Source organism: Halodesulfovibrio aestuarii DSM 17919 = ATCC 29578, from assembly GCF_000384815.1.
In the GTDB taxonomy this organism is placed as follows: Bacteria; Desulfobacterota; Desulfovibrionia; order Desulfovibrionales; family Desulfovibrionaceae; genus Halodesulfovibrio; species Halodesulfovibrio aestuarii.
Genome location: NZ_ARQF01000021.1, coordinates 769,121 through 781,341 on the forward strand (window position 1 = coordinate 769,121; position 12,221 = coordinate 781,341).

Consider the following 12,221-nt stretch of genomic DNA (forward strand, 5'->3'; position numbering starts at 1 on the left):
ACAAAAAAAGAAATACTAGTATATCTAACATATTATCGTGGAATATACGTAGAGGGATAGTAAGTTGCAACGATATAAGCCAGCATTAATGAGACTAATGAAAGGATTACCTTATGCGTTTTTTGAAAAAATTCGGCTTGCGAGGAAAAATCTACCTCTCCTTTCTACTCATTGTCTTTATTATGCTTGCCTCGATCGCTTTAACCCTACCTCCGATTAAAAAAAGCTTTGAAAAAACCATAAAAAAAGAAATCCAAACGAACACATTGCTTGTTGGAAATATGGCAGGAAAACTCCTTAATGAATCTATTAAACAGTATCTTAAAGGAGTCACAGACGCGGATATGCGCATTGTTGAAAAAATTTACAACAAATACAGAAACAAAGAGTTGACATTAGAACAAGCGCAAAATTTTTCAAAATCTTTTATAAATGCGCAACAAATTGGAGAAGCAGGATTTACGTTTATTATTACTCCCGAAAACCGAATTACAAAAAGTTTAACAATGCAAATGGAACAATGTGCAAAAGAATTTTCTCCAGCATTTATTAACAAATTGTTAACTCAAAAAGAAGGATACCTGCGTTTAGCAAAAAGCAAAGAAAGCTTGTCAAAAGATGATATTGCTTACTTAAGCTATTTTGCGCCATGGAAATGGACTGTATGCGCTATTTCAAATCAAATAGGAATACACTCCATTATCGATTTGGCGAATTTTAGAAAAATAATTACAGATGCAGACCTTAGTCCGTCAGCAGGAAGCTATGTTGCAATTTTTGAATTAGATGGCCGTCTGCTACGTCATCCGTTTCTTACAAATGAAAACACGCTGGACTTACAAGATCCTAAAACAAAAAGATTCTTCCTTCGAGAAGTCGTTGACTCCATAAAAGCTAAGGGGCTTCAGCATCTACAATCAGGTTGGATTGAATATAATTTTACAATACGCGAAAATCCAGACACGTATGGTGCAAAAACTCTCTACTACGTGTATCAGCCTGAAAATAAATGGTGCGTTGTTACAGTTATTAATAAAAAGGATCTGCTACGACCATATACTAAGCTCTTTCTCGATTTAAGAATAGTTGTTGCCGTTATGCTGTTCTCAGTGATTTTACTCGCCTTCCTTTCATCTAATTCTCTGGTTAAACGTATTTTTGCGCTGAAAAATGCCGCTCGGAAGCTTTCAGAAAACGATTTTGATATTAGCCTTAAAAAGCATGCTAATGATGAGATTGGGGAACTTGAAGAGGCTTTTAGTGACGCCAGTGAAAAAATATCATCACTTACGTTAAGCCAGAAAAAACTAAATGAGAATCTTGAAAGGATTGTTGAAGAGCGAACAGATGCTTTGCACCTTGCGTTACAAAAAGCAGAGTCTGCAACTAAGGCTAAATCAGAATTTCTTGCAAATATGAGTCATGAGATACGCACCCCTATTAATGCCATAACAGGGTTAACGTATCTTATGCAGCAGCAGGATACTCCCCCAAAGCAAAAACGATACATCACCAAAATTGAAATAGCGACACAGTCTCTTTCAGGAATTATTGATGACATTTTAGACTATTCCAAAATCGAAGCAGGAAAACTTGATTTGGAAAACACGACATTTTACCTGCACGATGTAATGGAAAAAGTGTCAACGATTGTGGGGATGAAAGCAGCAGATAAGGAACTTGATTTCATAGTAAGCTATGAACCGGACGTGCCTATGGCCTATTCAGGAGACCCGCTTCGCCTTGCTCAAATCATAACCAACTTAACGAACAATGCCATAAAGTTTACTGAAAAAGGGGAAGTTGGAGTCTATATTACACGAGTGCAAAAAGATCACATACGTTTTGAAGTTAGAGACACAGGAATTGGACTGACAAAGGAAGAAGCGTCCAGACTTTTTAGGTCTTTTTCTCAAGCAGATACAAGTACGACTCGCAAATATGGCGGAACAGGACTTGGTCTTGCCATTTCAAAACAACTTGTCCAACTAATGGGTGGGTATATATGGGTTCAAAGTGAAAAAGATAAAGGCACTTCATTCTTTTTCACTGTAAGACTTAAAGAAATTTCATCCCGAAATAATGATCAAACAATGTTTACTAATAAACGAGTTTTGATAGTGGATGACAGTCCTTCCTGGCAGACTTCGCTTACAAATTTACTGTCCGTATATAATTTCGATATTGAAGTTGTCAGCAGCGGAGAAGAAGCTCTACAAAATATCAAAGAAAATCCACCGTATGATCTTATTTTAATGGACTGGAACATGCCAGGATTGAATGGCATTGAAACTACGGAAAAACTTAACGCAACATTGCCGTCGCCTGCGCACCCAATTATTATGATTTCTGGGTATGATGAAGAGTATTACAAAGAAGAAGCTGCTCGGCATGGAATTACTACATTTTTACACAAACCGGTTAATCCTTCAGAGCTGTACAATATAATCATTTCTTACTTTGGGTCAGAAGTAAAAGAAGATATTAGCACTAAGGTAAAAAAAGTAAGTTTGAAAGAAGAGCTCGTCACAAGGAAAGGCAGCCACATTCTATTAGTTGAAGACAATAATCTTAATCGAGAGATCATTAAAGACATACTCGTTCACTCTGGTATCATAATTGACGAAGCTCATGATGGTTTGGAGGCTGTCGAAAAGTTAGCACAGCATCCGGATCGGTACGAATTAATTTTTATGGATATTCAGATGCCTGTAATGGACGGATATACTGCTACAGCAAAAATACGAGCTACAGGCTCCAAAATTCCCATTGTAGCTCTTACTGCTAACGCGATGGCATCTGATGTAGCGCGATCAAAAGAGGCTGGGATGGATAGTCATCTTAATAAACCGATCGATGTCGAAAAGTTTTTTGCAACATTATTACGCTACTTATCTCCGAAAATTGATTTGAAAGAAGACGTATCAGATTATGTTGAGCCACAGGAGCAAGTTACGTTTAAATTTACCGCAATAGATGCTGAAACCGGTCTAAAATATATGAATGGCAATCTGGCTCTTTATTATAAAATTTTGCGTAACTTCCAATCTAATTACGAAGACGCGCATAATTCTCTCAAAAAGCTTCTTACAGAAAACAAAAAAGAAGCAAAAAGGTTACTGCATACTCTTAAAGGGGTAAGTGCAAGTATAGGTGCAAATGATCTTCACTCAGTGACCAAAAAGTTAGAAGCAAGTTTCGATAGCTCTCTTTTAAGTACCTTTGATCAGGAACTTGGAAAAGTACTCAAAGATATCTCAAACTGTCCGGAGCTTCAGCAAGAAGAAGTGCCTCATTCAGATCTCCCTTTGCTAGGTGGAAATATTCGTAAAAAATTATGGTTATCACTATATGAAGCTGTAAATAGCAAACGACCTAAAAATATTAAAAGAGTTTTAACTAAATTCACCCTCTACTCTCTCCAGCACGAAGATGAGCAACGTCTAAAAGAAATCCGGGCACTTTTGGATAAGTATAAGTACAATGATGCTCTGAACCTTTTAGGGGAAAGCAATGAATAACGAGATACAACAATCAACAATTCTTGTTGTCGATGATTCAGAGTCAAACATAGAGATTGTTCTTGCTATTTTAGACAATTATGATGTCATACCGGCCACATCAGGTAAGGATGCGCTAGAATTGTTAGCCAGTGAGAATGTCGACCTCATTTTGTTGGATATTTTAATGCCGGAGATGAGTGGTTTTGAAGTTTGTGAGGCACTTAAAAAATCCGAAGAGACAAAAAACATTCCCGTCATATTTTTAACGGCACAAAAGGATGAGGACAGCATAGAAGCTGCCTACCTTATTGGAGGTGTTGACTATGTGACAAAGCCCTTTAAACCGGTTGAATTACTTGCCAGAGTAAAGGTACATCTTGAATTGCAACATCTTATTCAAAAACTAGAATATCTTGCAACGAGAGATGGCTTAACTGGTATTTATAATCGAAGAAAATTTTTTGAATTAGCTGAAAAAATGTTTAACGAGTATGATGAACAGTTCTACGCAATAATGCTGGATATAGATTTTTTCAAAAAAATTAATGATCAATACGGTCATCATGCTGGTGACATTGTTTTAAAGAAAACAACTGATATTATTTCAAGCCTGTTACCGCCCGACTCTATATTTGGTCGCATAGGGGGAGAAGAATTTGCTGTTGTTCTAACAGCAAATTCAGACAAAGTGGTTATAAACTTGCTGAACAGCATTGTTTCAACATACTCTAAAACAAGTATTGCAATTAACCCGACACAAAAAGTAACGTGTACATTAAGTTGTGGAATGGCGCCCAAACATCAATTCACTACATCAATTGATGTACTACTCAGGGAGGCAGATGAAGCACTCTACGAAGCAAAACAAACAGGAAGAAACAAGAGTGTTGTTCGTGATGTAGTAAGGTGACAAGCAAGGTTAATGAACCAGTGTTTTATTCTCGCACACTCTATACATCTTACCATCGGATAGACTTCTCTGTGCGGTTATGCAGTAAAGGCACCTGAAATTGCACTGTTCAATTGGAATGTTGTGTAAATCTCTCGATGAGTAAAGAGAACTACTTGAATTAATTTCAAGTGCCTATTACTATTATCTTATTTCAATGTTAATTATGACATCGTCCTTGGTTGAAGCTCCTTGTTGTTTTTCATCCATAGCCTTTTGAACTTGCTGCGCAACATGTTTATTTATAATAACAACCTGCCCGCCATTAATTGTGATGTCTCCTCGCGTTACGCTTAGTCTTTCACTAGACATAATAACCTCCATTTACGTAGTAACTTATCTCTCACACATATGATTCAGAGTGTTTAGTATACCAAATTTTACAGACATAATGCCAATACAGAGGTTAATCTATAACATCATCACGCTGTAAATCGCCCTCTCCTACTTACAACAAGTGTTGCATCTTAGGATTACATAAAAATAACAAGAGTTAGGGAGATACCATATGCAATTACCGCTGTTCCAAGTTGATGCTTTTACAGATAGCGTTTTTGGAGGCAACCCTGCGGCCGTCTGTAAGCTTGAATATTGGCTACCCGATGAAGTTATGCAAAATATAGCGAAAGAAAACTCTGTTTCTGAAACGGCGTTTTTCATTACTGTAGATGATGGTTTCGAAATCCGATGGTTTACACCGGAACTTGAAATCGACCTATGCGGTCATGCTACACTTGCAACGGCACATGTTATTGCAAGACACCTTCAGCCTTCTTTAAATTCACTGAAATTTCATTCAAAAAGCGGAATCCTGACGGTTGCTGTTGAAGAAGATTTGCTGACATTAAATTTTCCGTCCCGAAAACCCATACCCAGTTCCGCTCCTCAAATAATTCTGGATTCATTTAAGGAAAAACCTATAGAAGTACTGAAATCTCGGGACTATGTTCTTGTGTTTGACAACGAAGAGACGGTTAAAAACATGGTTCCTAATCAAGAGCTTCTTAATCAAATCAATCTCGACATCGGCGGTATTGTCGTAACCGCCCGAGGTGATGTGGTAGATTTTGTTTCACGTTTCTTTACGCCTCAGTCCAGCATTTTTGAAGATCCAGTGACCGGTTCTGCCCATTGTTCATTAATCCCCTACTGGAGCGAAAAGCTTTCAAAAGAAGTGATGCTCGCTTTACAGTTATCACCAAGAGGTGGAACGCTTTTCTGCGAAAATCTGGACGAACGGGTTTTGATCTCGGGCAAAGCGGTAACGTATTTAGAGGGGCATATCACAATTTGATTACCCTCGGCATATAACTTGTCTGACCATGTTATCCACGCGGACATTGTTAATGTTGGTTGATATGATTTAGTAGAAGGTTATTTTACGTTTGTTATTTGTAACGTAATTTTAAACAGCAAAAAAAGCCCCGGATTTTCCGGGGCTTTTTACGTTGCCTAATCTTTTTCTATGCTAATCTTTTTGGATTCTGTGATTGCTTCAGCTTTTCGAGGTAGAGTAATCGTAATTACTCCATTGCTATATTGTGCTTTTATGTTTTCAGCATCAGCATCCTTTGGGACAGTCAATACACGTTGAAATGATCCATAATTTCGTTCCACGCGATAATAACCTTCGTCCTCAGATTTTTTTTCCTGCCGCTTCTCACCTTTTAAAATCAAGGAATCCCCTTTTAATTCAATGGAGATATCTTCTTCTGTCATGCCTGGAAGTTCTGCTGTAATTGTATACTCTTTTTCCGTTCCCGAAATATCAACATCAGGCTTCAAGATCCCTAACTGAGGGAAAGCATGTTTGTGAAAAAAAGGTGTTTTAAAATCAATACCCTGAAAAGTTTTATCGAAAAGTCTGTCAATTTCATCATGCAAGTTAAGCAAAGGACTACGATCTCGTCGGTGCCATCGACATAAATCATGCTGCTTTACTGGCAGGATTTTTTCCTCTTCATCTTCTTTTTTAAGCCAGTTCCAAGGATTTAATTTGGTAGTATCCATAATATCCTCCAAGAACCAAATGTAACAGATTTCTAAATTGGATTTTTGAATGCAAATTTTGATAGTATGAATAATAAGCGGATTCATTTTAGTGTCAATGCTAACTAGATGTATTATAACACCTACTCTAGCCAACTATTAATCCTAATAAAATAAACAGGAACATTGTAAAACAATTGTAATAAAATATAATTAGAATGAAAAATAAAATATCCATAGAGGATATAGATAATACTTTTTATGAAATGTACAGCCCGTGTTACGTACTGTCTCTCTTCCAACAAAGAGGCATCGGCTGGAACAGACCAGTTTTGCAAATGAGATTTAAATTACCAGCTATAAAAGAGGAACAATGGAAATAATCAACGGATGATCTCAAGCACTATTGGGACAATTTTAGTTAATGCCTTGCTTATATCTATCAGGAGATGGCACATGCGTTTGTCGAGCAAAGTAAACATACTGGTTGTATTGGCTTTCGTCGCCTCAGGCCTGCTTTGTCTTGGCATCCAATGGGTATTTATTATGCCGAGTTTTATCTCTTTGGAAAAAGAAACGGCAATCAAGAATGCAGAACGTGTCCTTGAGACTATTAACAATGAGCTTAACCAAGTTGCCCCATCAGCTTCAGATTGGGCCTTTTGGACAGATACCTACAACTATATGACAGGTAAAAATCAGAACTTTGTTAAAGAAAATCTTGAAGGAACCAGCGTTCTTGAAGCGTTAAAGGCTAATTACATGGGTTTTTATGATACGGAAGGTAATGCAGCCTGGAATCTCGCTATTGACTTGCCAACCAATGAGTTACTTCATCTCGGATGGCTTTCAGAAGCAAAGCTCCCACCAGATCATCCGCTACTACAGATTAAGACATTAACGGACGAGGTTCGTGGGATAATCGATACTCCCTATGCCCCTATGCTGGTAGTAGCCAAGCCTATTTTAACTAACTTGCGTAAGGGACCGATTGCCGGAACTTTTATCTTAGGACGCTTTTTGGATAATTCTACAATCAGCCACATAAGTAAATTGACCAAGCTTTCCATTATTCCGTCCCTCCCCAAAAAACAACAGATTGTCCCTTCGCATTTGTTACAGATAGGTCACCGGCATAAAGGAATAACGTATTCAGCGTTGCGGAAAGTTGAAACACAGACTAGTTGGCAAATTTATACTACGTTAGTTGACCTTACTCAAAAACCAGTTTTGGCGTTACAAATAGACACGTCCCGAGATATTTCTGATCAAGGTGCAAAGGCTGTAATGCAATCCTTATGGTCATTAGCTGCAACTGGGCTGTTAATGATGTTTGTATTTTGGAAGCTGCTCCGAATTACCGTTTTGGAGCCCCTGACAGAATTAACTGAACATGCCAAAAAAATCGGCAAGGCTGGTAACTTGCAGGAGCACATACAAATCAAACGAGATGATGAAATTGGCTTTTTGAGCAAAACGTTCAACCAAATGGTAGATCACCTTGAAGAAAGCAGACAAAAAGTTGTCGATCAATCATACCGATCCGGTGTTGCCGAAATGGCGGGCGGGGTTCTCCATAACATTAGAAATGCCATAACACCCTTGAATGTCAGGCTGTCAACATTGCAACAGAGTCTCCGGACTGCGCCACTTGAAGAAATTAAACAGGCGTCGGCTGAGTTAGCAAATTCCAATACGTTATCAGAGCGCCGTGCAGACCTACTACAATTCGTAGAGTTGGCTGCAGAAGAGCTGAGTAAGTTGGTAACAAAAAGTTATGAAGACGTGACACTTTCTATCCAGCAGATAGCTCAAATAGAAGGACTTTTAGCAGACCAACGACGACTAACCCGCTCTGAAAGGGTAATAGAGGCTGTCGATATGGTAAAAATTATAAATGATGTTGCGGCTGGATTACGGTCTGTATTCAAAGATGTAATGGAAGTTAAAATTACTGACAGTGTGGTTAGTTGTGGTAATGTTGTCGGAGCGCGAGCCGCCTTGCAACAAGTCGTAGCAAACGTGTTAATCAATGCTGCGGAATCGATTATAGAAGCTGGAGAGCATACTGGTTGCATTACAATTTCAGCAAGTAAAGAAAAGCTTATGGGGAGGGAAATGGTTGATTACCATTTTGATGACAACGGAATAGGAGTGGATCCTGAACATCTTGAGCACTTATTTGAACGGGACTTTTCAACAAAGCACAGAGAAGGTTCCGGTTACGGTCTCCATTGGAGTGCGATTACAATACAGTCTCTTGGTGGCAAAATGTTTGTAGAAAGCGCCGGATTAGGTCACGGAGCATCTATCCGCATACTATTACCGGTTGCCTGAACAGCGGTACACTTTAACTTCCAAAAAGGAGAACGCTGTGGACGCGGCAAACAATCCAGTTAGAATCTTAGTTGCAGATGATGAACGAGCAATTCTTGAATCTTATCGTATGATCCTTGAAGGAAACACTCAGTACTCCAATGCTGCTATCAATAATCTAAAAAGCAAACTGTTTGGCGACAAACGTGCTTCTGATGGCCGTTCTGCACCTCCGGAATTTGATGTCTTATACACTATGGGGGCTAACGAAGCAGTACAAGCAATAAAAGAGAGTCTGGAAAATAACAATCGGTTTGCGATGATATTTCTTGACATGCGCATGCCTCCAGGACCGGACGGTGCGTGGGCTGCGGCAGAGATTCGCGCCCTTGATCCAGATATTGAAATCGTTATTTCAACTGCTTATTCGGACGTTGAGCCAGGCGAGCTATCTTTACGAGTCCCGCCTGCGGGAAAGATGTTTTATATCCAAAAGCCATTTCATCCTCACGAAGTGCGTCAGCTTGCCGTTGCCTTAGGACAAAAATGGCAAGCTGAAAAAAAAATGCTTCAAATGGCTTATTATGATAGTTTAACAGGGCTGCCCAATCGTGCTTATTTTATAAACAGAATAAAGCAAGAGATCGTTTTTTCAGAAAAAAATGAACAATCTTTAGCTGTCTTGTTTATCGATCTTGACAACTTTAAACGAGTTAATGACGCACTGGGCCATAAAGTTGGCGACGACTTGTTACGTACTGTTGCTAAACGAATTAAACACAGCCTGCGTAGTAGTGATGCAGTTTCAAGATATCTGTTAAGCGACAATTCCAACATGCAAATAGCCAGGCTTGGAGGGGATGAATTTACGGTGTTACTTACAGACCTCCAGCAGCCGGATGATGCGTTAACCGTGGCGAAGCGAATTCAAGAAGAACTTTCAAAGCCGATAGAATTAAACGCACATAAGCTCATTGTTACGCCGAGTATTGGAATAAGTCTTTACCCAAACGATGGGGAAGATGATGTCGAGTTACTGAAAAGTGCGGATCTGGCTATGTATTTTGCAAAACGTAATGGGCGCAACAATGTTCAGTTTTATGACAAATCTATGAACGAACAAGCTCTGTTACGCATAAATCTTGAGAATGAACTGCGCCACGCCATTGAACGAAATGAAATGTCGCTTCACTATCAACCACAAGTTAATCTATCTACAGGAGCTGTGACCGGCCTTGAGGCATTGCTTAGATGGAATAATGTCAGTTTAGGTAATGTTGCCCCATATGATTTTATTCCTATAGCTGAGGAAAGTGGCCTTATCGCTCCAATTGGAGAATGGGTACTGCGTACTGCGTGTCAGCAAGCTAAATATTGGCAGGATGCCGGTCTAAATATAACACGCATGGCAGTTAATGTCGCAGCAATGCAGTTCTCAAGCTCTGATTTCCCAGACACTGTTGCTAGAGTACTTAAGGAAACAAATCTTGAGCCTTCGGTTCTGGAGTTAGAAATTGGTGAGTCTATTTTGGTGAAAAATGCGAATAGCGCGATTAATACATTTCTCAAGCTCAAAGAACTTGGTGTGAAACTTGCGATTAATGACTTTGGTACCGGATACTCAATCCTCGTTTATCTGGAACATTTTCCTATTGATCGACTCAAGATTGATAGCACCTTTATTAAGGCGATCACCACCGACATTGATGATATGGCAATAGCAAGCGCAATTATCGCCATGGGAGATAGCATGAAAGTAGACGTTCTTGCTAAGGGTGTCGAAACAGATGACCAATTGCAACTTTTGAAACACGAAAATTGTACAGAAGCACAAGGTTTTTATTTCTATCACCCTATGGATGTAAAAGACACAGAAGAATTTCTGCTGAAACAAGGAAAGGATAATAAATGATACCTGCTGGCCACGCATCACTATTAAACTGTAGCCACATCTTACCCCGACAATAAAAAGCTGGAATTCCTGTTACGCTACAATATCAGATTACTCATTACGATATTACATGAAAACCAACGGTTACTCTTATGGCATCGTCTTAAAGTGTAACATGTCCAGCAATTACATAACGACATAGCGAAACTGGACATTTTTTATAATAAACAAGCCCCTGTAAAACAAGGGCTTGTAAGTAAGACTACTAATACATTGATAAGCCATGTAACCTGAACTTGCCGTGCTTGGTTTTTTCCTAAACATGCTCACTTAATTACGACAGTTCTAGGTCAAAAAGCTTCTTACAGTCCGAGAGGTTGCACTACCCTATCCAACACTCCATGAACTTTCGAGATTGCAACTCCGTAGTTGGTGATTGGAACTTCACGGCGAGTGCATTCACGTATACGGCGCAACATTTCTGTTCTATTGCTCATACAACCGCCACAGTGCACGGCGAGAGCAAAGCATTCGAGGTCCTCTGGAAAATCGTGACCGGCGTATATGACAAACTCCAGTTCTTTACCAGTGTATTGAGTTATCCATTTCGGGAGCTTTACTCGGCCGATATCGTCCTCAACAGCATGATGTGAACACGCCTCACACATAAGTACCTTGTCGCCGTCCTTCAAGGAGTCTATGGCACGTGCGCCCTCGACCAGTGTTGGTAAGTCGCCTTTATAACGTGCAAATAAGGTAGAGAAGGTCGTAAGTGGCACGTTCTTCGGCACATCTGCCACGACTTCTGCGATAGCCTGCGAATCTGTTATTACTAACGCGGGGTCGTGTCGCAATGCTCCGAGCGCCTCTGGTAACTCATGTTCTTTAACCACTATTCCTAACGCATCGTTGTCCAACACATCACGCAGTACCTGAACCTGCGGTAGAATGATCCTCCCCTTCGGAGCAGCGCGATCAATAGGGACAACGCACAACACGGTCTCCCCATGTGAAATAAGGTCACTGACAAGAACAGGGTCTTCCACAAACTCTTTAGGCGCAGTAGCAATTAACGTTTTTTTGACGTCATTTACTCCTTGGCCGGATGCTGTGCAAACTGTCAGATGAGGGAGTCCGTTGTTCGCACAAAATGCGATATCGTCAGGCTTAGGAGTGGCAATGTCTGCTTTGTTGAACACAACGATAGTCGCGATATTCATCTTTTGCAGTGTATTTAAGATTTCGTGTTCTGCATCACCCATACCCTCTTCGCTCACCACAAGAATTGCCGTATCAGTGCGATAAAGCACCCTCTGAGCTGCCTTAATGCGAAGTTCGCCGAGGGTCCCGGTGTCATCGAGCCCTGCCGTATCGTAGAACGTTACAGGCCCCAATGGTAATAACTCATAGTGCTTTGCAACTGGGTCGGTGGTTGTGCCGGGGTGATCAGATACTATCGCGATATCTTGTCCGGCAAGCGCATTGATAAGTGAAGATTTTCCGGCATTGCGTCGACCAACAAGAGTAATGACCATGCGAATGCCTCTGGGAGCTTTTTCAGACATCATAAATC

The 12,221-nt window shown here is 40.0% G+C and carries 8 protein-coding genes; 5 read left to right on the plus strand and 3 right to left on the minus strand.

Annotation, left to right across the window (positions count from 1 at the left end; all coding sequences use genetic code 11):
- The first annotated feature begins 113 nt into the window (after positions 1-113).
- On the plus strand, positions 114-3,521 hold the full coding sequence (locus F461_RS18800) for a response regulator (RefSeq protein ID WP_020001881.1): 3,408 nt from the start codon (positions 114-116) through the stop codon (positions 3,519-3,521).
- Positions 3,514-4,413, plus strand: coding sequence for a GGDEF domain-containing response regulator (locus F461_RS0114475; RefSeq protein ID WP_020001882.1), 900 nt, complete (start codon positions 3,514-3,516; stop codon positions 4,411-4,413). The genes F461_RS18800 and F461_RS0114475 overlap by 8 nt, the downstream gene beginning before the upstream one ends.
- Positions 4,414-4,596: 183 nt before the next feature.
- On the opposite strand, the gene F461_RS19220 is transcribed toward F461_RS0114475, so the two are convergent.
- The gene (locus F461_RS19220; protein ID WP_020001883.1) at positions 4,597-4,764 is read right to left on the minus strand and encodes a hypothetical protein; all 168 of its coding nucleotides are present in this window, start codon (positions 4,762-4,764) and stop codon (positions 4,597-4,599) included.
- A gap of 196 nt (positions 4,765-4,960) precedes the next feature.
- On the opposite strand from F461_RS19220, the gene F461_RS0114485 reads away from it, so the two are divergent.
- Entirely contained in the window at positions 4,961-5,746 is a 786-nt protein-coding gene (locus F461_RS0114485) for a PhzF family phenazine biosynthesis protein (RefSeq protein WP_020001884.1), read from the plus strand.
- Positions 5,747-5,904: 158 nt separating this feature from the next.
- Here the strand turns inward: F461_RS0114485 and F461_RS0114490 are convergent, their stop codons facing one another.
- On the minus strand, positions 5,905-6,462 hold the full coding sequence (locus tag F461_RS0114490) for an Hsp20/alpha crystallin family protein (protein WP_020001885.1): 558 nt from the start codon (positions 6,460-6,462) through the stop codon (positions 5,905-5,907).
- A gap of 435 nt (positions 6,463-6,897) precedes the next feature.
- Between F461_RS0114490 and F461_RS0114500 the strand changes: the two genes are divergently transcribed.
- On the plus strand, positions 6,898-8,778 hold the full coding sequence (locus tag F461_RS0114500; RefSeq protein WP_020001887.1) for a sensor histidine kinase: 1,881 nt from the start codon (positions 6,898-6,900) through the stop codon (positions 8,776-8,778).
- A gap of 37 nt (positions 8,779-8,815) precedes the next feature.
- The gene (locus F461_RS0114505; protein ID WP_020001888.1) at positions 8,816-10,669 is read left to right on the plus strand and encodes a putative bifunctional diguanylate cyclase/phosphodiesterase; all 1,854 of its coding nucleotides are present in this window, start codon (positions 8,816-8,818) and stop codon (positions 10,667-10,669) included.
- A 341-nt stretch (positions 10,670-11,010) separates the two neighbouring features.
- Here F461_RS0114505 and hydF read toward each other — a convergent pair whose 3' ends face one another.
- On the minus strand, positions 11,011-12,213 hold the full coding sequence (gene hydF / locus F461_RS0114510; protein ID WP_020001889.1) for a [FeFe] hydrogenase H-cluster maturation GTPase HydF: 1,203 nt from the start codon (positions 12,211-12,213) through the stop codon (positions 11,011-11,013).
- Between the last annotated feature and the right edge of the window lie 8 nt (positions 12,214-12,221).